Source organism: Streptomyces ortus (assembly GCF_026341275.1).
Classification (GTDB): Bacteria; Actinomycetota; Actinomycetes; order Streptomycetales; family Streptomycetaceae; genus Streptomyces; species Streptomyces ortus.
Window position 1 is genome coordinate 2,094,004 of the sequence record NZ_JAIFZO010000002.1, and the last position, 21,321, is coordinate 2,115,324.

The following is a 21,321-nucleotide window of genomic DNA, read 5'->3' on the forward strand; positions in this document are numbered from 1 at the left end:
CTGTCTGACCATGGCCACTTTTGCTCGTACGAAACTCCAAAAAGGTCCTCGATGCCCACCTCGGCCCCCGCCAAGGCTCCCGCGCCCGGTGAGCCGGACCCCGCGTCCGCCCCCAGCGCCCTCGACCGCTACTTCAAGATCTCCGAGCGCGGCAGCACCCTGCCGCGCGAGATCCGCGGCGGTCTCGCCACCTTCTTCGCGATGGCCTACATCATCGTGCTGAACCCGATCATCCTGGGCAGCGCGAAGGACATGTACGGGCACCAGCTCGACAACGGCCAGCTGGTCACCGCGACCGCGCTGACCGCCGCGTTCACCACGCTCCTGATGGGCGTCATCGGCAACGTACCGATCGCCCTCGCGGCCGGCCTCGGCGTGAACACCGTCGTCGCCCTCCAGCTCGCGCCCCGGATGTCCTGGCCGGACGCGATGGGCATGGTCGTGCTGGCCGGCCTCGTGGTCATGCTGCTCGTCGCCACCGGTCTGCGCGAGCGCGTCATGAACGCCGTACCGCTCGGCCTGCGCAAGGGCATCGCGATCGGCATCGGCCTGTTCATCATGCTGATCGGCCTGGTCGACTCGGGCTTCGTCTCCCGTATCCCGGACGTCGCCCGGACGACCGTGCCGCTGCAGCTCGGCGGCACCGGCCACCTGAACGGCTGGCCCGTCCTGGTCTTCGTTCTCGGCACGCTCCTCACCCTCGCGCTGATCGTGCGCAAGGTGCCCGGCGCGATCCTCATCTCGATCGTCACCATGACGGTCGTCGCCGTGGTGATCAACGCGGTCGCCGAGGTGCCCTCCTGGGGCCTGACCACCCCGAAGTGGCCCGGCAACCCGGTCGCGAGCCCCGACTTCGGTCTCGTCGGCCAGGTCAGCCTCTTCGGCGGCTTCGGCAAGGTCGGCGTACTGACCGGCGTGCTGTTCGTCTTCACGGTCCTGCTGTCGTGCTTCTTCGACGCGATGGGCACGATCATGGGCATCGGCGACGAGGCGAAGCTGACCGACGCGGACGGCAACATGCCGGGCATCAGCAAGGTGCTCTTCGTCGACGGCATCGCGGTCGCCGCGGGCGGCGCGACCTCCTCGTCCGCGACCACCTGCTTCGTGGAGTCCACGGCGGGCGTCGGCGAGGGCGCGCGCACCGGCTTCGCGAACGTGGTCACCGGCGCGCTCTTCGCCGTCGCGCTCTTCCTCACCCCGATCGCCACGATGGTCCCGTCCCAGGCGGCCACCCCGGCCCTGCTCGCGGTCGGCTTCCTGATCCTGTCCGGGTCCGTCCGGCAGATCGACTGGGCCGACCACACGATCGCGATCCCGGCGTTCGTGACGATGCTGATGATGCCGTTCACCTACTCGATCACGAACGGCATCGGGATGGGCTTCATCACGTTCGTCGTGCTGCGGCTGGCGGCCGGGCGCGGACGGGACGTGCCGGCCGCCATGTACGTGGTGTCGGCGGTCTTCGCCTTCTACTACCTGATGCCGGCGCTGGGCCTGACCTGATCCCGTGCACGCCGGCCCCGGGGCTCACGGAACCCCGTAGAACTTTTCCGTCTCCTCGACCGCGGTCGAGAACCGCTCGTCGAAGTCATCGCGAATGAGCGTCCGGACGACATAGTCCTGGACGCTCATTCCTCTTTTCGCCGCGTGCTGCCGGAGCCGGTCGAGCAGCTCCTCGTCTATCCGCAGGCTGAGCACTGTGGTCCCCATGGGTACGAGAGTCGCGGCCGGGGGGTGTCCTGTGTCACTTTCCGCGCTCGTCTCACTCGTATGGGTGAAGTAAGGGTTGGCGCGCGTGTGAAGAGCCGGTAAGTGGCCGGACTCACGGTGACAGGCGGGGTGTCGTGGTGGTCTTTAGTTAGAGTAATGAGTTATTCTAAAGAACATGCCTGACCTCACCCATGGTGACGACGTTGCCGCCGTGAACTCCCTGCGCTCCGCCGTGATGCGTCTGTCGCGCCGACTCAAGCACCAGCGGGTCGACGAGTCGCTGAGCCCGACCGAGATGTCGGTCCTGGGCACCCTCGCCCGCTGCGGCACGGCCACGCCGGGCGAACTCGCCCGCAAGGAGCACGTGCAGCCGCCCTCGATGACCCGCATCGTGGCGCTGCTGGAGGCGAAGGGCCTGGTCCGCCTCGAAGCGCACCCGGACGACCGCCGCCAGAAGGTCGTCACGCAGACCGAGCGCGCGGAGGCCATGCTTGCGGAGAGCCGCACGAAGCGGAACGCGTGGCTGGCCTCGCTCGTCGACGGCCTGGACGAGGACGAGTGGGCCAAGCTCCGCGAGGCCGCTCCCGTACTGGAGAAGCTCGCGCACCTGTAGGCGGCTCCGGCCGGCCGCGGGAGCCCGCGGACGCCTGTGAGGCAGTACGCACCACCAGCACCACCAGCACCGCACGCACCACGCAAGGAGGCGAACGCCGTTGAGTACGGGATCCGGAGCAGACTCCGCCCCCGCACCTGCCGCCCACGACACCCCGCACGACCCCAAGACCCGTTCCTCGATGTTCAGCTCGCTGAAGATCAGGAACTACCGGCTGTTCTTCACCGGCCAGGTCGTCTCGAACACCGGCACCTGGATGCAGCGGATCGCCCAGGACTGGCTGGTCCTGAGCCTCACCGGCTCGTCCGCCGCCGTCGGTTTCACCACGGCCCTGCAGTTCCTGCCGATGCTGCTCTTCGGCCTCTACGGCGGAGTCCTCGTCGACCGCCTGCCGAAGCGCCCCACGCTGCTCGCCACCCAGACCGCGATGGGCCTCACCGGCATCGCACTCGCCTTCCTGACCCTCACCGGACACGTCGAGGTCTGGCACGTGTACGTCGCCGCCTTCGCCGTCGGCCTCGCCACGGTGATCGACAACCCGGCCCGGCAGTCCTTCGTCGCCGAGATGGTCGGCCCCGGCCAGCTCCAGAACGCGGTCAGCCTCAACTCCGCCAACTTCCAGTCCGCCCGTCTGATCGGCCCCGCCGTCGCGGGTCTGCTGATCACCGGCGTGGGCACGGGCTGGGCGTTCCTGCTCAACGGCCTGTCGTTCGTCGCGCCCATCGCGGGCCTGCTCCTGATGCGCTCCGGCGAGCTGAACCAGGTCGAGCGCGCCCCGCGCGGCAAGGGCCAGCTCCGGGAGGGCCTGCGCTATGTCGCCGGCCGCCCCGAACTGATCTGGCCGATCGTCCTCGTCGGCTTCATCGGCACCTTCGGCTTCAACTTCCCCGTCTGGCTCTCGGCCTACGCGGACGACGTCTTCCACGGCGGCGCGGGCGCGTACAGCCTGTTCAACACGTTGATGGCCGTGGGCTCGGTCGCGGGCGCGCTGCTCGCCGCCCGGCGCGGCACGGCCCGGCTGCGCGTGCTGATCGCCGCGGCCGTGGCCTTCGGAGTCCTGGAGATCGTGGCCTCGCTGGCCCCGTCGTACTGGCTCTTCGCCGCCCTCATGGTCCCCATCGGGATGGCCGGCCTGACCGTCAACGTCACAGCCAACACCGCCGTCCAGATGGGTACCGACCCCGCCATGCGCGGCCGGGTCATGGCGCTGTTCATGATGGTCTTCATGGGCGGTACGCCGCTGGGCGCGCCCGTGGTCGGCTGGATCACGGACGCGTACGGGCCCCGGGTGGGCTTCGCCATGGGCGGAGTCGTCTCGGCGCTGGCGGCGGCGACCGTCGGTCTGGTCCTGGCCCGCGTGGGCGGCCTGCGCCTGTCGTTGGGCTGGCACCACGGCCACCCGCAGGTCCGCTTCGTCCCCCGGGAACGGGAACTGGCGACGGCGGCGTAAGCCCTCACCCTCAGAAGCGGGGCTTCGCCCCGGGCGGGGGTGCGGCCCGTGGCAGGGTGGCCGGATGAGACTCTTCGCCGCTGTGCTGCCGCCGGCGGACGTGACGGCCGAGCTCGGCGCGGCGGTCGACGAGCTGCGCCGGCTGCCGGGGGCGGGCGACGGCCTGCGCTGGACGACCCGGCCGGGCTGGCACTTCACGCTCGCGTTCTACGGGGAGGTCGGCGAGGAACTCGTACCGGAGCTGTCGGTCCGGTTGGAGCGGTCGGCGCGGCGGACGGAACCCTTCCCCCTCTCCCTGCGCGCCGGGGGCCGCTTCGGGGGCCGGGCGCTGTGGGCGGGCGCCGCGGGCGACGTACGGACTCTGCGGCTGCTCGCCGACCGGGCGGTGGCGGCGGGGCGCAGGGCGGGGGTGACGCGGGAGGAGCACCGCGCCTACCGGCCGCACCTCACGCTGGCCCGCGGCAACCGTGAGCCCGCGGACCTCGCCCCGTACGTGTCCGCGCTGGACGGTTTCGAGGGGCGGACCTGGACGGTGGGCGAGCTGTGCCTGATGCGCAGCCGGCTGCCCGCGTCGGGGGTGCCGGGGGAGCAGCCGCGCTACGAGGCGCTGGCACGATGGCCCCTGGGCGGACCCCGAGGGGCGGGTGGCTGAGGCAGGCCGGTTACGCTCGGTGCGTGGACCCGAAGACGCGGAACCGGATCATGGCCGGTGTGCTGGTGCTGATGTTCGTCGTGGTGGCCTTGGCGGCGGCCGTCGGTAGGTGACGTCCGCCGCCGGGCCCCCACCTGGGCGTTGCCCCGTGCGCGGCTACCAGGCGAAGGCCTCCGGGGACGGGCCGGGACCGGGGAAGATCTCGTCCAGGCCGGTCAGAAGTTCCTCACTCAACTCCAGGTCGACGGCCCGCAGCGCGGACTCCAGCTGTTCGGCGGTGCGTGGGCCGACGATCGGGCCCGTGACGCCAGGGCGGGTCAGCAGCCAGGCCAGTGCCGCCTCGCCGGGCTCGATGCCGTGCTTGTCGAGCAGGTCCTCGTACGACTGGATGCGCGCGCGGCCGGCGGGGTCGGCGAGGGTGTCGGCGGCCCGGCCGCTCGCCCGGCGCCCGCCCTGGACCTCCTTCTTGAGGACTCCGCCCAGCAGACCGCCGTGCAGCGGCGACCACGGGATGACGCCGAGCCCGTACTCCCGCGCGGCCGGGACGACCTCCATCTCGGCGCGGCGCTCGGCGAGGTTGTAGAGGCACTGCTCGCTGACGAGGCCGATCGTGCCGCCGCGGCGGGCGGCGATCTCGTTGGCCTGGGCGATCTTGTAGCCGGGGAAGTTCGAGGACCCCACGTAGAGGATCTTGCCCTGCTGGATCAGGACGTCGATCGCCTGCCAGATCTCCTCGAAGGGGGTGCTGCGGTCGATGTGGTGGAACTGGTAGACGTCGATGTAGTCGGTTCCCAGCCGCTTCAGGCTGGCGTCCACCGCCCGCCGGATGTTGAGCGCGGAGAGCTTGTCGTGGTTGGGCCAGGCGTCGCCGTCGGCGGCCATGTTGCCGTACACCTTGGTGGCGAGGACGGTCCGGTCGCGGCGGCCGTCCCCCTGGGCGAACCAGGAGCCGACGATCTCCTCGGTACGGCCCTTGTTCGCGCCCCACCCATACACATTTGCTGTGTCGAAGAAGTTGATGCCCGAGGCCAGCGCCGTATCCATGATCGCGTGGCTGTCGGCCTCGTCCGTCTGCGGACCGAAGTTCATGGTGCCGAGGACGAGCCGGCTGACCTTGAGTCCTGTGCGTCCCAGCTGCGTGTACTTCATGGCTCATAGCCAACGTGGTCGAGTGCGCTCTAAGCAACACCTCCCTCTAGGGTGACCGCCCATGACGACCCCCTCGACGGCCGCGTCCCTGTGGCGCGACCGGCGTTTCGTGCTGCTGTTCGCGGCCCGTACGGTCTCGGTGCTGGGCAGTGCCTTCGCTCGGGTGGCACTGGCGTTCGCCGTACTGGAGCTGCCGGGGGCGAGCCCGGGGCGGCTCTCACTGGTGCTGGCGTGCCAGGCGCTGCCGCAGCTCCTCTTCGTCCTGGTGGGCGGCGTGATCGCGGACCGGGTCTCGCGTTCGCGGCTCATGGTGGTGTCCGACCTGCTCGGGGGCGCCGCCTACGCGGGGCTCGCCGCGATGGTGCTGACCGGGCACGCGCCCCTGCCGGGCATGTGTCTGCTGGCGGTCCTGGCGGGGACGGCGACCGCGCTGTTCGCGCCGGCGATGACGGGCGTGGTGCCGCTGATCGTGCCCGCGGCACGGCTGCAACAGGCCAACGGCGTGCTGCAGATGGGGACCAACACGTCGATGCTGCTGGGGCTGTCGGTATCAGGTGTGACGGTCGCGTTCGTCGGGGCGGGCTGGGCGCTGGCCCTGAACGCCGCCTCGTTCGCCGCGAGCGCCCTGCTCATCAGGGGGCTGCGGGTGACCGCGCGTCCGCGTGCGGCATCATCCGGCTGGGCCGACCTGCGGGACGGCTGGCGGGAGTTCGCCTCCCGGCAGTGGCTGTGGGTCGTGGTCGTGCAGTACGCGTTCGTCGTGGCGGCCCTCAACGCCAACGTCGGGGTCCTCGGTCCCCTGGTGGCCGAGCAGCACCTCGGCGGGGCGCGCGCCTGGTCGCTGATCGTCGCCGCGCAGGCGCTGGGCACCATCGCGGGAGCGGGCCTCGCGGCACGCGTCCGAGTGGCCCGGCCCGTACTCGTGGCGGTCCTGGCCACCTTCCCGGCGGCGGCGCCGGTCGCGTTGCTCGCGCTGCGCGCGCCGGTGTGGGCGGTGGCGGTGGCGATGTTCTGCGCGGGCGTCTCCTCGGACGTCTTCGCCGTCCTGTGGACCACGACCCTGCACCGCGAGATCCCCGAGGAGGTCATCTCCCGCGTCAGCTCGTACGAATGGTTCGGCTCGCTGGCCTTCGCCCCGCTGGGCCTGCTGGTCGCGGGTCCGCTCGCGTCGGCGGTGGGCACGGGTCCGGCGCTGGCGGGCTGCGCGGCGCTGGTGGTGACGGCCACGGTGCTGGCGCTGCTGTCGCCGCAGGTGCGTGCGGTGCGGGCGGTGGCGGGGGTTCGTCCGCCCGGGGCGGCGGCCCCGCCCCGGGAGAGGAAACAGGTGTCGGAGGAGTGAGCGGCCGGCCCTCGTCCTGGCGTCAGCCGCCGAACTCGTCGAAGTCCATGTTCGCGATGGCCAGGTTGCAGTGCATCTCGTGCGGGGTCTCCAGGGCCGGTATGCGGTAGGGCTCGGTCTCCTCCTCCGGGTCGGGGCTCACCGCGAGGAGTGTCGGTTCCGCGCCCTCCATGCTGGCTTGGTCGGCGAGGAAGACGACCGGCCACCCGCACTCGTCGGACGCCTCCCCGCCCTCTTCCCCGGGCGCGGTGAGCGCGGCGAGGACGTCGGAGGGGGTCGCGTCCGCCCACGCGGGGTCGTCCACCTGGACGATGTCCTCCTTGAGGCGGCCGTTGTCCTCGTCGCCCTCGTCGAAGACCCAGGGCTGGTCGAGGGCGGCCAGCACCCGCTGCCAGCCGTCGTCGTCGCGGTAGTCGGTGCGCACGAGCAGCAGGGGCGGATAGTCGGCGTCGGTCTTCGGCAGGACTCGCACGGTTCGGCACTCTTTCCAACGGGCGGCGTCAAAGGCCGCGTTGACGGTGCTCCGAAGAGTAGGGGGAGGGTCTGACAACGGGTCCGGCAACGGTGGTCCGGCCGTCGGCGCCGGGAAGTACGCGGCTCTCCGGCAGGATGCCTCTGTGCATCACATCCTGTGCGGGCTCGCCGCCAATCCGGCCCTGCCGTCCGAGCTGGTCGACCGGCTGATATCCCTCGCGGACGACGACCTCGCCTGCCGCCCGGATCTCAGCCATGCGCAGGCGGTCGCGTTGGTCGAGCGGGTCGAGGGGAGCGCGCTACGGCTTGCGTACGAGGGCCGGTTGACCGCGGACGACGTGGATCCCGCCGCTCGGCCGGACGCCGCCCTCGCCCTGCTCGACCGGGGCGTCGGCGTCAGCCATCCGCAGTGGGCGCGTCTCCTCGCGGCGGACCCGGCCCATGAGCGCCGGGAGAAACTGGCGGCCTGCCCCGGCCTCCCGCCCGACGTGGTGGACACCCTCGCGGCGGACCCGGACGTACGGGTGGTCGCCGAGCTGGCCCTGTGGACGACGGTCCCGGACGTCGCCGCGAGACTCGCGACGCATCCGCACGCCGAGGTACGCCGGGCGGTCGCGGCCAACGAGGCGACACCCCCTGCCGTGCTGGTGGCGCTGCTGACGGGAGAGGGGTTGCCGGCTGCGCGTCAGTGTCTGGTCTGCGACCGCGAGGAGATCCCGTTCGTTCACGATCCGCAGTGCCCGCGCCCCGACTGCGATCTGCCGGCGGGGGCTTCCTGCGACGGCTCCCACGAGTCCGCCGTCCACGGCACGCGGGAGGCGGCGCTCCGCAACCCCGCCACCCCGGTCGAGTCGGTCACCGCTTTCGCGGACCACCCGTCGATGCTGCTGCGCTGGGCGCTCGCCACGCGCGAGGACCTGCCCCCGCAGACGTACGCACGCCTGGCCGAGGACCCAACCTCCGCCATTCGCAGGGACATCGCCGAGAACCCGGCGATCGACGAAGCGCTGATCCGGACGATGGCCGACGACCGTGACCCCGAGGTGCGTCGCGCGCTCGCACACCACCCGCGCGTACCGCTCGACGTACTCACCCGCCTTGTAGCGACCGCCAAGGCCGCCGCCACCCTGCTGCCCCGCATCGCCGCGGCCTCGCCCACCGAGATCGAGGAGTTGGCGCTGTCACCGGACCCGGCGGCCCGCATGCTCGTGGCCCACCGGCGGGATCTGCCGCCCGTGATACGCGACCGGCTGGCCGACGACCCGGACGCGAAGGTGGTCAAGGCGCTGGCTCCCCACCCCGGCCTCACCGAGGCGCGGTTGCGCGCCATGGTCGAACGCCACGGTGTACGTGTCCTGGCCAAGGTGGCGACCAACCCGGACGCGACCCCGGCCCTGCTGGACGAACTGGCCCGACACGAACCGCCGGTGCAGAAGGCGTTCCGCGAAATCGCCCGGCATCGCGCGGCCCCGGCCTCGGCACTGCTCACCTGCCTGACGGACAGCCAGGCGAGACCCGTAGCCGCGGGTCACCCGGCGCTCCCGCCGCCGGTCATCGTCGACCTGCTGGCCGACACGGACTGGCAGGTGGCGGAGGCGGCAGCGGCGAACCCGTCCTTGCGACCTGCGGTGATGTGGGATCTGGCATGGCATCGGGACTGACGAGTCGATGGTCCGGATGGTCCACGTGTTCACTGGGGTGACCTTGGTGGTTGGGCCGAGGACCTGCGTCGCGCCGGGAGGCTTCTCGTAGCTCCGCGACTTCAGAGAATCCGCTGGGGGGCGTCCGGATGGCAGATGCCGATGTGGTGCTCGCCGAGAGCTTCCCGGTAGGCCAGCAGATCGTCGGGATCGGTGGTGACGATCAGGGCTCTGCCGTGATGGGCGGCGATCACGAGCACCAACGCGTCCACGACGTCGAAGTCCTTCTTCGCGGGAAGCTTGGCCCTGGCACCGAGCGCGCCCACGCGCTTGCCGTCGGCCTCCGTGTGCCCTGCTACGCACGGCCGACAGGCGTGGAGCGGGTCGTCCCACCCCTTGGCGGTGAACAGCGGGGCTCGTGAGTCCCGGGCGGCGTACACCGTGCAGCCTGCGAGTACGGGCTTGAGGCAGGTGTAGTTCCCGGCTCCGGGCCGCCAGACCTGCCCTAGCACGGGCAACGGGACGATGGGCCGGTGCCCTCCGCGCCTGAGGATCTCCTGGTGTAGGGTCACGGCCTTCTTCCGCCCCTGCTCCAGATGGATCAGCATTCCGGCGTCGTAGACCACGGCAGTCATACGACGCCCCTGCGCCTGGTACCCGAAGTACCCGAAGTACCCGAAGTACCCGAAGCACTCGAACCGAAGAAGGCGTCCAGAGAGGCGGAGATCTCCTCGCGCTCGGCATCCGGTACCGAGTCCTGCCGGCGCTCTCCCGTCGGCTGACCGGCCGTGGCGTCCTGCGCCTCCGCCTCGGCGATCAAGTCGTCGAGGGGCGCGAAGGTCCGGGCGACCTGGTCGTCGTGTGCCATCGCGGCGCCCACCGCGGCCATGACGTACGTACTGACATCGACTCCCGCCGCTTCCGCGTAGGAGCGGATGCGTTCTTTGGTCTCCGGGTCCGTGGCAAAGGTGATCATGCTGCGCTTTGCGGCCATACGGCCAACGTACAACAGCTTTGTACGTGACGGCATGCGAAGGGAGGGGCTGTGCGTGGGGTGGTCTGGGTATGTATGGCTCTCTCCAGGCGCCTTCCGGGTCTCGCGTGGGGCGTGTGCTCAGTAGATGAGGGAGACCGGTGTGGATTCAGCAGGACTTCGTCGTGCCGTCGCGGCAGGGCGGGTAACCGCTTCTGAGCTGGGCTTACGGGTGGACGACGCGATCGTCGTCCACAACTCGGATCGCGTGGCCCTGCGCCTGACCCCCTGCGAGGTGCTGGTGCGGGTCGCGCCCTTGGGGCATCTGGCCGACTCCGAGTTCGAGGTGGAGGTCGCGCGGCGTCTCGTCGACGTCGACGCGCCAGTGGCCGAGCTCGACCCTCGCGTCGAGCCCCGAGTCCAGGTGCGTGACGGCTTCGCCATCTCGCTCTGGACCTACTACGAACCGGTGGGATCGGAGATCGCTCCGGCCGACTACGCGGACGCGTTCACTCGGCACCACGCCGCCCTGCGCCGGATCGACCTGGCCGCCGCACCGCACTTCACCGACCGGGTCGCCGTGGCGTTGAGGGAAGTGGACGACCGGAGGCGTTCCCCTGAACTGCCATACGCTGACCGCGAATTCCTCAGCACCACACTGAAGGAACTGAGCGCCGCTGCCCACGTCGGCGGAGCCGGTGAGCAGTTGCTGCACGGCGAGCCGCATCCCGGGAACCTCCTGAACACGAGGAGGGGTCCGCTCTTCGTCGACCTCGGCACGTGTTGCCGGGGGCCGGTCGAGTTCGACCTCGCCCATGCGCCCGAGGAAGTGGGACGGCTCTATGCGGGTGCCGACGCCGCCCTCGTACACCGGTGTCGCGCCCTCAACTGGGCGCTGTTCTCGGCGTGGCGATGGCGCCGCGATGACCAGATGCCCGACCGGGAGCGCTGGAGAGCGGAAGGGCTCGAACGGGTTCGTACCGCGCTCGTTCAGTGCGGGCCGGGCTGATTGCTTCCGTACGTGGCCGCGTACGGGAGGAAGGCGGACCATGTCGCCGGGGCGACGGTGAGGATGGGGGCGGCGGGGGTTTTGGAGTCCCGGATGTGGAGGAGAGCGGTCTCGGATATGGCTATCTCCAGGCATTCACCGCCCTGGCTACCGCTGTAGCTGCTCTTGAACCACTTGAGGTCCGTGTTCATAGTGCGTCCGCCACTCGTTCGATCAACTTCGTCGACTCCTCGGGGCTGAGTGCCTGAGCTCGCAGAATGCCATACTGCGCGAAAAGGTCACCCAGGTTGGGTTGTTGGTCCACGAAGTAGCCCCCGCCCGGGCCCTCGACGTAGGCAAGTCGGTCGCGCTCGGCGGTCTCCGCCAGGATCATCGGGCCGTTCAAGCCGGCGTGCACTTTGCGGTTGTGCGGCATCACCTGGATTCCGACGTTGCGCCGTTGCCCCACTTCGAGCATGTGGCTCAGCTGCTCCTTGAGGGCCGTGGGGCCGCCCAGGGGCCGCGTCAACGTGTGCTCCTCCAGTACGAAGTCGACGAGCGGGGCGGGCTTGCGCTGCAGGACTTTCTGGCGTTCCAAGCGCGCCGACACCCGGGCCTCGACCTCGTCCTCATCCAGCGGCGGGCAGTGACAGTTGAAGATCGCTCGTGCGTACCCCTCCGCTTGGAGCAGTCCGGGAACCACATGATTCGCGTACATGCTGATGGCGGCGGCCTTCGCTTCCAGCTCGGCGTAGTCCTCGAACCATGCGGGGAAGTGGCTGGTCCGCAGCTGCTTGCCCGCCGTGAGAAGTGCACCTTGTGCACCCAGCGCCTCGTCCGCGATCTCGACCAGGCGCCCCTTGGGGGGCCGCTCGCCCCGCTCCACCATCGCTACCTGCGACTTGGAGTAGCCGACCTGCCCTCCCAACCCCTCCTGCGTCATCCCGGCCCGTTCGCGGAAGAACCGCAGCAACGAGCCGAACATCTCCAGGTTGCTGGAGCTCTGTTCACCGGCGTGCACAACGACCTCCCCGAGTGCACAGACGTGCACGGACCCTGCGTAACCCTGGTCACAGTATGTGAGCGGCCGTAAGCATTTGCTTCATGAACTCGGAAACCGCACCGAACAGGGTGCACTCGTGGATCCCGGCTGCCGGGCACGGCCTGCGCCACGCCGGAATCCACTTCGACGCCGTGCGCATCGCGGGCGTACTCGCAGAACAAGTGGCGTACGAACTCATCCAGTTCACGGACTTCCAGGCGGGCCCGATCGTCCGGGGGGCGACGGGATGCCGGTACATGTACTTCCTGTTGCCCCCGCAAAGTGCCACCGGCCATCGCTGGCCCGCCGACGTGCGGGCGCTGGGCCGCGACGCCCAGGGGTGGGCGTACGTGGGGGTGCCCGCGTTGGACGGGTTGACCTGGCCGTTGGACTGGCGGTCGGAGCCGACGCGCGAAGTGCCTTTCGTGGAGGCGGGGTTGCTGGCGGAGGTCGTGAGTCGCGTGATCAGTCGTGCACCGTGATCGCGACATCACACTCCGTGTGCATTCGCATGCGGAGCGGTCCCCGGAGGCGCTACCAACACCATCCGAGGACCTTCACCACTAGTGGATGGACGTCCACCAGAAATGCTCCGTCGTGCTATCGCGCCGGTTCGGCGCTACACGAAGGCCTCGTACGACGTCGTACGGCACTCGCGCCTCAACAGCGACGCGAAGATCCTGCTCCGCGGCGGCCGGCCTGCGACGCCTCACGTCGCGCGACGGAGAGGCGATCAAGGTGCTGATGGTGGGACGGACGCAGGTCTGACAGAGCGCCCCGGCTCAGTCCCGGGGGAACTCGTCCGTCTTCAGCGTGAGGTCGAGGAGCGTGTTCGTCATGTCGATGTCCGTTCCGTACCTGACCGAGAGTCTGCTCAGGTAGTCCCCGTCCCGGGGTTGGGTGAAGAGGTGGCACTTGCCCTGGTACGGGTCGACGATGAGGTAGACGGGAACCTCGGCGACGGCGTACGCGGTCCTCTTGGGCCGTAGTCGTTCTTCGTCCTGTGCGGGTCGATGACCTCCGCGACGAACTCGACGTCCTGGTGGAGCCAACGGCCCTCGGCGTCCGCCGTCGAACCGTCGCGCAGTTTCGCCACGGCCGGTGCGAAGCCGTTCAGGTCGCCGGGGAAGTCGATGCGGACGTCGGAGAGGACCTGGAAGTCGTTGTCGAACCTGGCCGCCAGGGTGTCGAGGATGGTGAGCGTGGTCTGCCAGTGAAGGTCGAGGTGCGGCGCGATGGAGAAGGCGCCCTCGACGATCTCGCCCTTGTACCCCTCGGGGACGGGCACCTTGTCGAACAGATCGTCCAGGATGCGGTCGTTGAGACTGCTCATCGTCGTGCTCCTCCGCCACCGGCACCCTCGGGCGGATGCCACCACGCACTCCAACGGCATCCACGGTGACCAGGAGACCCGCGGATTCGGTCAGGTGGTTCCGGCCAGGGTCGGGCTGTAAGGCGCGCCCATGCCCCAGCCCTGGTGCAGGGCCTGGGCGTAGGTCGCCGCCAGTTTGTGTTCGCCCGCTGCGTTGGGGTGCGTGCCGTCGTACGTGTCCGTGTGGATGTCGTATCCGTGGGGGAGCGAGGCCAGCAGGAGAGGGGAGCCGGGCTCGTTCAGGTTCGCGACCGTCTTGTCCAGCAGGTCGTTGAAGCGGGTGACCTCCTGGGCGAAGGCCGCGTCCGATTCCGCCCGAATGTTCGGGATCACGGGGAGCAGGGCCATGGCGATGTGGGGGTTCGCCGACCGCGCCTGCGCGACGAACGCGTGGACGTTCTCCGCCGTCTGGGTCACGTTCGTGTAGAAGCCGAGGTCTATCAGGCCCAGGGAGACCAGGAGCACGTCCGCCCGCGACGCCCGCACCGCGTCGGCGATCAGCGGGCTCAGGTGGTACCAGCCCTCGCCCCAGCCGGCGAGGTGGGCGCGGGGGAAGGCGGGGTCCGGGTCGGCGTACTCGTACGAGTCGGCCGCGCCCGTGGCCTTGTCGTACAACGTTTCCCGGGGGCCGACGATCTGGAACGGGGCCCCGTGCGTCGCGCGCAGGTGCTGCCACATGCGGTAGCGCCACGTGTGTTCGCCCGCGCTTCCGATCGTCATGGAATCGCCGACGGGCATGAACCTGAGCATCCGCTCATGATGGACGATCACCGGCGGAGGCGGGGCGGGCCGCGGTGTGAAGCTGGACACGCCCGCCGAACCGGCGGCGGGGTGGGAGGCTGGGGGCATGTGTCGCTCGTTCGTGCTCCTTGCCGGGGCCCTTCTCGCCGGGGTGCTCGCCGTGCCCGCCGCCCCCGCCGTTGCCGCCGCCGAGGGTGATGGCGACGGCTCGAAAGGGTTCACCATCGAGGACCCCCGCATCACCGAGTCCAGCGGACTCGTCGCCTCCCGGGCCCACCCCGGCGTCTACTGGACCCACAACGACAGCGACGACGGCGCCTTCCTCTACGCGGTCGACAGCAAGACCGGCAAGACCGTCGCGACCGTCACCATGACGGGCGTCGGAAGCCCCCGGGACGTCGAGGCCATCTCCATGGGGCCGAACGGTCATCTGTACGTCGGTGACATCGGCGACAACCTCGGCGGTACGTGGGACCACGTGTGGATCTACGAACTGCCCGAGCCGAAAAAGCTCAAGGACCAGACCGTCCGCGCCACGCAGTACGACGTGAAGTACGCGGACGGGGCCCGGGACGCCGAGGCGCTGATGGTGCATCCGAAGACCGGGCGGGTCTACATCGTTTCGAAGAACGAGGACGGTGGCGGCCTCTACGAAGGGCCCGCCCAGCTCTCCGCGTCCGGCACCAACACCTTCAAGCGCACCGCCGACATCGGCCTCTGGGTCACCGACGGCGCCTTCTCGCCCGACGGCGAACAGCTCGCCGTACGCGGCTACTTCGGCGGTATCGCGTACCGGTGGAACAACGGGAAACCCAAGCGCCAGGCGCAGTTGAAGGTGCCGTTGCAACGGCAGGGCGAGTCGGTGACGTACACCCCCGACGGATCCACGCTGCTGTACGGGAGCGAGGGGAGCGGGAGTTCCGTCGAGGCGGGGAGCGTGACGGGCGGCGGCGACGGCCAGTCGTCGGGTGGCGGCGGTTCGGCCGCCGGGGACGACGGAGACGACGGGTCGGGCAATGACTACAAGATGGGCGCGGTCGCTCTGGCCGTCGCCCTCGCCGTCGTCTACGGCCTCAAGCGGCTGTTCCGGCGTGGCGGCGACCGGCCGTAGCCCCCGGCCCCCGGCCGCCGGTCGGCGGCTGTTCCGGGGGACCGGGCGCCTTCCCCGCGCCCGGCCGCCGGTCCGGCCGGGCCAGGGTCTGCCGGGCCGGCGCTCATGCCGAGCGGAGTGCGCCCGTGGGTGACATGCGGGCCGCCCGCAGCGCGGGATACAGGCCGGCCGCCGTGCCGACGAGTACGGCCACCGACGGCCCCGCCACGACCCACGCCAGGGGGACGGCGGCGGGCCAGTCCTGTACGGCCGCGTACCCGTACACCACCACGACTCCCATGGCGGCGCCGGCCAGGCCGCCGAAGAGGCCGAGCAGTACCGCCTCGATCAGGAACTGCAGGGTGATCTGCCCGCGGCGCGCCCCCAGAGCGCGGCGGAGTCCCACTTCCCCGCGCCGCTCCATGACGCCGACGACCATGGTGTTCGCGATCCCGACTCCGCCGACCAGCAGGGCCACGCCCGCGAGGGTGAGTACGAGGCCGGTGAGGGCGGTGTTCGTTTCGGTACGCGCCTTGAGCAGGTCGGACGGGCGGGAGACGGCGACCGTGGACGACTGGGCCGGGTTGGCCGTGGCCGCGGCGACCTCCTGCACCTCGCGCACCCGCTCCGGATGGGTGCGCAGGTAGACGGTCGACGGTGTGCGGGCGCCGTCCAGAGCGCGGACCGCCTGTGGGGCGCCCACGAGTACCGAGTCGTCGATCTCGGGCACGAGTTCGTTCGGTGCCAGGACGCCGATGACTCCGTACCAAGCTCCGGGCAGGTCCTCGCCCGCGAGCCAGACCTTGGTCCCCGGGCGGGTCATACCCAACCGGTCGGCTGCGGTGGCGCCCAGCACCACGACCGGGAGCCGTTCGGTGCCCCGGTCGAGCCAGCGTCCGGCGGCCAGTTGCCCGCGCAGGGTCCTGAGCAGGTCGAGGCGGGCCGACAGTACGCGCAGGCTGTTGGTCTGGTTCGAGGGGACGAGGTCGGTGCGGTAGATGTTCGCCCCGGTGTCCGCGGTGGCGCTGACCTGCTCGACGGGGGCGATGTTGCCGAGCATCGTGACCGCTTCCCTGGGCAACGGCACCTTCGTACCGTCGTAGCTCTCGCCGGGTGACACGGTGATCAGGTTGCTGCCGAGGCGGTCGAGGCGGTCGAGGAGGTGGGCCTGGCTGGATGCCGAGATCCCGGTGATGGCGACGACCGCCGCGATGCCCAGGGAGATGCCGAGGGCGGACAGCGCCGAGCGCAGGCGGCGGGTACGGGGGCCGACCAGCCCGATCCTGAGCAGGTCGGTCGGGCGCAGGCGGGCCGGCCGCGGCAGGTGGCCGGTCATGCCGTTCCTTCCCGCGCGGGGCGACGCCAAGCACTCTGTCCGGGCGAGGGCGAGGGCGAGGGCGAGGGGCCGAGGCCGTAGTCGTGCCCGTGGTCGTGCTCGTACGTCTGCTCGCGCCCGTGTGCGCCGTTGTCCGCGGTGTCGAACTCGACGCGCCCGTCCTGCAGTCCTATGCGCCGCGGGAAGGACGCGGCCAGGTCCCGGTCGTGGGTGATGACGACGACGGTCGTGCCCTGTGCGTTCAGTTGCAGCAGCAGTTCGACGACACCCCGCCCGGAAGCGGTGTCCAGGGCGCCGGTCGGCTCGTCGGCGAGGAGGAGTCCGGGTCTGCCGACCAACGCCCGTGCGATGGCGACGCGTTGTTTCTCGCCGCCGGAGAGCTGGTCGGGCCGATGACCGAGCCGGTGTGCCAGGCCCACCTCGCGCAGGGCGCGTACCGCGCGTTCGTGTCTGCGTCCGACGGTCTCCCCGGTGTAGAGGAGGCCGGTGGCGACGTTCTCCAGGGTCGTCAGGCCCGGCAGCAGGAAGAACTGCTGGAAGACGAACCCGATGCTACGGGCGCGCAGTGCCGCGATCTGCCGGTCGCTCAGCGCCGTCAGGTCGTGGCCCTCCAGCTGGATCCGTCCCGATGTGGGCCGGTCGAGCGTTCCGATCAAGGACAGCAGGGTGCTCTTGCCCGAGCCGGAGGGGCCGACCACCGCGACGAGTTCTCCCTGGGCCACGGTCAGGTCGATGTCGTGCAGGATGCGCAGGGGCGGGTCGCCGTCGTACTCCTTGACGACCTTGTCCAGCAGCAGGACCGGTGGCGGACGCCGACCGTACTCGCTCATGCGGGACTCGCTCGTGCGGGACTCGCTCATGCGGGGACCACCACCTTGTCGCCCTCTTTGAGACGGCCTTCGACCTCGGCCTGGTTGGCGACGATCAAGCCCACCTGCACGGGGACGAGTACCGGCTCGGCAGGTCCTGGCCTGACGACCTCGACGCCGTAGCCGCCCCCCGTCATGGCGAGCAGCGCGGTCACCGGCACGACGAGTACGTCGTCCGCCTTCTTCTCCGGAACGGTGACGGCGGCGCCGACCCGGCCGCCGCGCAGCGCGGCAGCGGCCTTCTTCTGGTCCGACAGCCGGATCGACACGGTGGGCTTGGTCTCGCCGTCCGATCCGCCGGGATCGCCCTCTCCGCCCTGCCCGGTGTCCCGCGTGATGGAGGTGATCTTCCCCTGGACGCTGCCTCCGGCGTCCAGTTGAACCGTCACCTTGCCGCCCGGGGGCAGTTGCGGAAGCTCATCCTCCGTGGGCTTGACGGTGGCGTACACGTCCGTGGTCGTCACCTTCAGCACCGTGCCGCCGGCACCGGCGGTCGCGCCGGGCTTGGCGACCACCTCCTCGACCCGTACGTCCCCGTACGGCAGGACCGCGACCTGGCCCAGTTCCACCGTGCCCGTCGTCCGTACGCCGAGGGCCTTCTGCCACCGTTCGACGGCCGCGGCGGTGGCGTCGGTGAACTCCTCGTCGACGGTCAGGCCGGCCGCGTTCGCGTATCCGAGATCGGTGAGGTTGCGCTCCAGGTCCTTGACGTCCGGGCCGTCGCTCATGCCCTTCTTCAGTACGCGCCAGAAGGGGCGGGAGCCACGGAACAGTACGACCGGTCGCGCGTCGATCTCGTACAGCGTCCTGCCGAGCCGGACCTGCTCACCGGTCTTCGGCAGTCTGGTGAAGGTGCCCTGCCCCTGGGCGGTGATCTCGTCGGGCGGCGCGTGCCCGAGCTCGCCGTCCAGCCGCAGCCCGGAGGCCAGCGAGGTGCGTTGCACGGGTGCCGTCGAGTGGGACGGGCGCTCGGTGGCGGCGTCCTTCGTGTCACGCGGCCAGGGACGGACGAGCAGTGCGGCGCCGGCCACCGCGACGACCACGGCGACGACCCCGACGGTGACGGCCCGCCGACGCGTGCGCGACGCGCCGCGGCGGCGTCCTGGCCCGGCGTACACCGCTTCGCGTTCCTGCTCCGCCCGTTCCCGTTCCTCCGCCGTCCGTTCCCGGGCCGGCTCCTGTCGTGCCCGGTCGTCCCCGTCCGTTCCCTCCCTGCGCAGCGTCACTGAGCCTGCTCCGAGAGGAAGGTGGTACCCGGGAACTTGTCACCGCAGACGCTCATGGCCCTGGTCCACTTCTCGCCGACCGCGTCCTTCGGAACGGAGAGCGCCTTCTTCTTCGGGTCCGGGTCCGCCATGTTCGGGATGCCGTTCTCGCGGAGACACTGGGCCATGCCACGGGCCTGCTTCAGGCTCTCCGTGTCCCCCTTCTCCTTGAGCTGCGCCATGCCGGGGACCTGTTTGTCGCACTTCTCGACGGCCGCGGGCAGGTCGTCACCGGCTTCCCGACCCTGACTCCCACTTTCCGGGCTCATGGCGGAGGTGCTGACGCGGCCGAACTCGTCGACCGACACCTCGTGTCCCATCTCCCGCATGCACTTCGTGTACGCCGCGGCGATGTCCTTCTGGTCCTGGGCATCGCTCTGTCCGTCCTGCTTGCCCTGCTTGTCCTTGTCGCCGCCCGCCACGTTGGGCGCCTTCTCCTCGGACTCCGACGTGCAAGCGGTCACGGACACGGCCGCCGCCAGCGTGAGCGTCGTCACCGCTGCCCAGGACATCAGCCTTCGTCGCATGTTCTTCCTCCTGCCGGACCTGCCTCCGGCGGCACCGGTCGGCGCCGCCGGAGGCAGGTCTACGGGGGTGCCGGTTAGTCGTCGGTGACGTGTGGCTAACCGCCGCTTAACCCCCGGCCCGGCAGAGTCTCGGCGAACGGACGAGACGGGAGCTGCGATGCGCGTGCTGGTGGTCGAGGACGAGGAGGACCTGGCCGAAATGATCGCCGACGGGCTGCGCTCCTCGGGCATCGTCGCGGATGTCGCCGTCGACGGCGGCCGGGCGATGGAGATGGCCGCGGCGGCCGAGTACGACGTGCTGGTCCTGGACCGTGATCTGCCGGTCGTGCACGGCGACGCCGTGTGCCGCATGCTGCACACGGCGGGATATCCGGCCCGGATTCTCATGCTGACGGCGGCCGGATCGCTGGCCGACCTCGTCGACGGCCTGGGCAAGGGCGCCGACGACTACCTCGCGAAGCCCTTCTCCTATGTCGAACTGGTCGCGCGTCTGCAGGCACTCGCCCGGCGCGGGCCCAGTGGCACACCGACCGTGCTCGAACGGCACGGCCTGCGCCTCGACACCGTCCGGCGGTTCGCCGAGCGGGACGGGCGCCTGCTGCGGCTCACCCCCAAGGAACTCGGAGTCCTGGGGGCGCTGATGTCCGCGGACGGCGCCCCGCTGCGCCCGGCCGACCTGCTCGACAGGGTGTGGGACTGTGCCACCGACCCCGAAAGCACCACCGTCAAGGTCACGGTCCACCAGCTGCGCCGCAAGCTCGGCCCGCCGCCGCTGATCGAGACCGTGCCCGGATTCGGATACAGACTGTGAGCCCTGTGAGCCCTGTGAGCCCTGTGAGCCCTGTGCGCTGGTCATTCGGTCAACTGACCATCCGGACCCGCCTGGCGCTGCTCAACGCGACCGTGTTCGTCGTCGGCTGCGCGGCTCTCCTCGCCCTGGTCTGGGTGAGCGCCCGGGAGATCATCGGGCGCCATGGCCCGACCGTCATGTCTGTGGCGGCGAGGTCCGCCGACAGCGCACAGGCCGAGTCGGCCGTCACGGACGCTCCCACCGGGCCGGCTGTCACTGCGCGGCCGAGCAGCGCGGCCCGCTTCGCGATATTCGAGCAGGACGTACTGGAGGAGCTTCTGGCACGGTGTCTGCTCCTCTTCGTCGTGATCGCTTGCCTCTCGGTCGTGGCGAGTTGGTGGGTGGCGAAGCGCGGTCTGTCCCGGATCGGCCTGGTGACCGCGGCCGCCCGGGACATCGGGGACCGCAACCTGCACGCGAGGCTCGCCCTGGAGGGGCCGGCCGACGAGGCGAAGGAACTGGCGGACACGTTCGACGCCATGCTCGACCGCCTGGAGCGCAGCTTCGCCGAGCAACGGCGTTTCACCGGGCACGCCTCCCACGAACTGCGCACCCCGCTCACCGTGCAGCGAACGGCACTTGAGATCCCTCTCTCCCAGGGGCGGATACCGGACGATCTGCTGCCCAACGTCCGCCGCGCGCTGAACGCCAACCACCGGAGCGAGCGGCTGATCGCCGCACTGCTGGCCCTGGCGAAGGGGGAGAGCGGCGTACTCCTGCCGGCCGCCGTGGACCTGGCCGAGGAGGCCCGGACCGCGATCGCCGAGGTGCTCGACGAGGCGCGGGAGACCGAGGTGACCGTGGACACCCGACTGCGTCCCGCGCCCGTGTGGGGCGACCCCTCTCTTCTCGGCCAGCTCGTGGGAAACCTGGTGACCAATGCCGTACGCCACAACGAGCGCGACGGGTCGGTCCACATCGCCACCGGACCGACCGGCGTGGGCGGCGCCTTCGTCGAGGTGACCAACACCGGTGCACGCGTCGACGCGGCCGAGCTTCCGACGCTGTACGAGCCCTTCCGGCGGGGCAGCGGACGCCGGAAGGGCGCAGGTCTGGGGTTGTCCGTGGTCCGCGCGGTCACCACCACCCACCACGGAACGCTGACCACCGGGGCCAATCCGGCCGGTGGCCTGACGGTGCGGGTGGAGCTGCCGGTGGAGCGAGCGCGGGGCCGTGAGCACGGCGCCGGTGAAGGTTGAACGGTCGGCTCCTGTGAGCGGTCGACTCCCGCGCGACCCCTT

The 21,321-nt window shown here is 70.6% G+C and carries 25 protein-coding genes; 11 read left to right on the forward strand and 14 right to left on the reverse strand.

Features of this window, described 5'->3' with window-relative positions:
* The first annotated feature begins 51 nt into the window (after window positions 1-51).
* Window positions 52-1,503 carry an NCS2 family permease gene (locus K3769_RS12560; protein ID WP_267026518.1) on the forward strand — a complete coding sequence of 484 codons (1,452 nt, stop codon included), beginning with the start codon at window positions 52-54 and terminating at the stop codon, window positions 1,501-1,503.
* A 24-nt stretch (window positions 1,504-1,527) separates the two neighbouring features.
* Here K3769_RS12560 and K3769_RS12565 read toward each other — a convergent pair whose 3' ends face one another.
* Window positions 1,528-1,710 carry a ribbon-helix-helix protein, CopG family gene (locus tag K3769_RS12565; RefSeq protein ID WP_210881101.1) on the reverse strand — a complete coding sequence of 61 codons (183 nt, stop codon included), beginning with the start codon at window positions 1,708-1,710 and terminating at the stop codon, window positions 1,528-1,530.
* Between the two features lie 175 nt (window positions 1,711-1,885).
* Here K3769_RS12565 and K3769_RS12570 point away from each other — a divergent pair, with 175 nt between their 5' ends.
* The 3 genes from K3769_RS12570 (at window position 1,886) to thpR (ending at window position 4,425) form a co-directional block, all read left to right on the forward strand.
* Window positions 1,886-2,323 carry a MarR family winged helix-turn-helix transcriptional regulator gene (locus K3769_RS12570; RefSeq protein ID WP_107015362.1) on the forward strand — a complete coding sequence of 146 codons (438 nt, stop codon included), beginning with the start codon at window positions 1,886-1,888 and terminating at the stop codon, window positions 2,321-2,323.
* A gap of 100 nt (window positions 2,324-2,423) precedes the next feature.
* On the forward strand, window positions 2,424-3,773 hold the full coding sequence (locus K3769_RS12575; RefSeq protein WP_267026519.1) for an MFS transporter: 1,350 nt from the start codon (window positions 2,424-2,426) through the stop codon (window positions 3,771-3,773).
* A gap of 64 nt (window positions 3,774-3,837) precedes the next feature.
* A complete protein-coding gene (thpR, locus tag K3769_RS12580; protein ID WP_267026520.1) occupies window positions 3,838-4,425 on the forward strand; it encodes an RNA 2',3'-cyclic phosphodiesterase in 588 nt (195 codons plus the stop codon).
* A gap of 156 nt (window positions 4,426-4,581) precedes the next feature.
* Here thpR and K3769_RS12585 read toward each other — a convergent pair whose 3' ends face one another.
* Window positions 4,582-5,574 carry an aldo/keto reductase gene (locus K3769_RS12585; RefSeq protein WP_267026521.1) on the reverse strand — a complete coding sequence of 331 codons (993 nt, stop codon included), beginning with the start codon at window positions 5,572-5,574 and terminating at the stop codon, window positions 4,582-4,584.
* Between the two features lie 61 nt (window positions 5,575-5,635).
* Between K3769_RS12585 and K3769_RS12590 the strand changes: the two genes are divergently transcribed.
* Window positions 5,636-6,913, forward strand: a complete 1,278-nt coding sequence (locus K3769_RS12590) for an MFS transporter (protein ID WP_267026522.1) — start codon at window positions 5,636-5,638, stop codon at window positions 6,911-6,913.
* 22 nt (window positions 6,914-6,935) lie between these two features.
* Here K3769_RS12590 and K3769_RS12595 read toward each other — a convergent pair whose 3' ends face one another.
* A complete protein-coding gene (locus tag K3769_RS12595) occupies window positions 6,936-7,385 on the reverse strand; it encodes a DUF6924 domain-containing protein (protein ID WP_267026523.1) in 450 nt (149 codons plus the stop codon).
* A gap of 145 nt (window positions 7,386-7,530) precedes the next feature.
* Here K3769_RS12595 and K3769_RS12600 point away from each other — a divergent pair, with 145 nt between their 5' ends.
* Entirely contained in the window at window positions 7,531-9,048 is a 1,518-nt protein-coding gene (locus K3769_RS12600; protein ID WP_267026524.1) for a hypothetical protein, read from the forward strand.
* 101 nt (window positions 9,049-9,149) lie between these two features.
* Here the strand turns inward: K3769_RS12600 and K3769_RS12605 are convergent, their stop codons facing one another.
* Window positions 9,150-9,662, reverse strand: coding sequence for a hypothetical protein (locus tag K3769_RS12605; RefSeq protein WP_267026525.1), 513 nt, complete (start codon window positions 9,660-9,662; stop codon window positions 9,150-9,152).
* On the reverse strand, window positions 9,659-10,021 hold the full coding sequence (locus K3769_RS12610; protein ID WP_267026526.1) for a hypothetical protein: 363 nt from the start codon (window positions 10,019-10,021) through the stop codon (window positions 9,659-9,661). The genes K3769_RS12605 and K3769_RS12610 overlap by 4 nt, the downstream gene beginning before the upstream one ends.
* A 127-nt stretch (window positions 10,022-10,148) precedes the next feature.
* Between K3769_RS12610 and K3769_RS12615 the strand changes: the two genes are divergently transcribed.
* Window positions 10,149-11,009: a phosphotransferase gene (locus K3769_RS12615; protein WP_282566163.1), complete on the forward strand. Its 861-nt coding sequence runs from the start codon at window positions 10,149-10,151 to the stop codon at window positions 11,007-11,009.
* Here K3769_RS12615 and K3769_RS12620 read toward each other — a convergent pair.
* Both K3769_RS12620 and K3769_RS12625 read right to left on the reverse strand, forming a co-directional pair.
* Entirely contained in the window at window positions 10,991-11,200 is a 210-nt protein-coding gene (locus K3769_RS12620) for a DUF397 domain-containing protein (RefSeq protein WP_267026528.1), read from the reverse strand. The two genes, K3769_RS12615 and K3769_RS12620, sit on opposite strands and share 19 nt — an antisense overlap.
* Window positions 11,197-12,009: a helix-turn-helix domain-containing protein gene (locus tag K3769_RS12625; RefSeq protein WP_267026529.1), complete on the reverse strand. Its 813-nt coding sequence runs from the start codon at window positions 12,007-12,009 to the stop codon at window positions 11,197-11,199. Before K3769_RS12625 ends, K3769_RS12620 begins: the two co-directional genes overlap by 4 nt.
* Before the next feature lie 83 nt (window positions 12,010-12,092).
* Between K3769_RS12625 and K3769_RS12630 the strand changes: the two genes are divergently transcribed.
* Complete coding sequence (locus K3769_RS12630) at window positions 12,093-12,512, forward strand: hypothetical protein (protein WP_267026530.1); 420 nt, start codon at window positions 12,093-12,095, stop codon at window positions 12,510-12,512.
* Window positions 12,513-12,812: 300 nt separating this feature from the next.
* On the opposite strand, the gene K3769_RS40885 is transcribed toward K3769_RS12630, so the two are convergent.
* From K3769_RS40885 to K3769_RS12640, 3 genes are all read right to left on the reverse strand, one after another.
* Window positions 12,813-12,968 carry a hypothetical protein gene (locus K3769_RS40885; RefSeq protein WP_308216470.1) on the reverse strand — a complete coding sequence of 52 codons (156 nt, stop codon included), beginning with the start codon at window positions 12,966-12,968 and terminating at the stop codon, window positions 12,813-12,815.
* Entirely contained in the window at window positions 12,905-13,363 is a 459-nt protein-coding gene (locus tag K3769_RS12635; protein ID WP_308216486.1) for a hypothetical protein, read from the reverse strand. Before K3769_RS12635 ends, K3769_RS40885 begins: the two co-directional genes overlap by 64 nt.
* 90 nt (window positions 13,364-13,453) lie before the next feature.
* Window positions 13,454-14,152, reverse strand: coding sequence for a GDSL-type esterase/lipase family protein (locus K3769_RS12640; RefSeq protein WP_267031343.1), 699 nt, complete (start codon window positions 14,150-14,152; stop codon window positions 13,454-13,456).
* 97 nt (window positions 14,153-14,249) lie between these two features.
* On the opposite strand from K3769_RS12640, the gene K3769_RS12645 reads away from it, so the two are divergent.
* On the forward strand, window positions 14,250-15,254 hold the full coding sequence (locus K3769_RS12645; RefSeq protein WP_267026531.1) for a YncE family protein: 1,005 nt from the start codon (window positions 14,250-14,252) through the stop codon (window positions 15,252-15,254).
* Between the two features lie 103 nt (window positions 15,255-15,357).
* On the opposite strand, the gene K3769_RS12650 is transcribed toward K3769_RS12645, so the two are convergent.
* The 4 genes from K3769_RS12650 to K3769_RS12665 are packed head-to-tail and all read right to left on the reverse strand — an operon-like array spanning window position 15,358 to window position 19,230.
* Entirely contained in the window at window positions 15,358-16,569 is a 1,212-nt protein-coding gene (locus K3769_RS12650) for an ABC transporter permease (RefSeq protein WP_267026532.1), read from the reverse strand.
* Window positions 16,566-17,429 carry an ABC transporter ATP-binding protein gene (locus tag K3769_RS12655; RefSeq protein WP_308216320.1) on the reverse strand — a complete coding sequence of 288 codons (864 nt, stop codon included), beginning with the start codon at window positions 17,427-17,429 and terminating at the stop codon, window positions 16,566-16,568. The genes K3769_RS12650 and K3769_RS12655 overlap by 4 nt, the downstream gene beginning before the upstream one ends.
* Window positions 17,426-18,664 (reverse strand): peptidoglycan-binding protein, encoded by a 1,239-nt coding sequence (locus K3769_RS12660; RefSeq protein ID WP_267026533.1) that lies wholly within the window; start codon window positions 18,662-18,664, stop codon window positions 17,426-17,428. Before K3769_RS12660 ends, K3769_RS12655 begins: the two co-directional genes overlap by 4 nt.
* Window positions 18,661-19,230, reverse strand: coding sequence for a hypothetical protein (locus K3769_RS12665; RefSeq protein ID WP_267026534.1), 570 nt, complete (start codon window positions 19,228-19,230; stop codon window positions 18,661-18,663). The genes K3769_RS12660 and K3769_RS12665 overlap by 4 nt, the downstream gene beginning before the upstream one ends.
* Before the next feature lie 157 nt (window positions 19,231-19,387).
* Between K3769_RS12665 and K3769_RS12670 the strand changes: the two genes are divergently transcribed.
* On the forward strand, window positions 19,388-20,041 hold the full coding sequence (locus tag K3769_RS12670; RefSeq protein ID WP_267026535.1) for a response regulator transcription factor: 654 nt from the start codon (window positions 19,388-19,390) through the stop codon (window positions 20,039-20,041).
* A 32-nt stretch (window positions 20,042-20,073) separates the two neighbouring features.
* Window positions 20,074-21,279: a sensor histidine kinase gene (locus tag K3769_RS12675; RefSeq protein ID WP_267026536.1), complete on the forward strand. Its 1,206-nt coding sequence runs from the start codon at window positions 20,074-20,076 to the stop codon at window positions 21,277-21,279.
* Window positions 21,280-21,321: the final 42 nt, after the last annotated feature.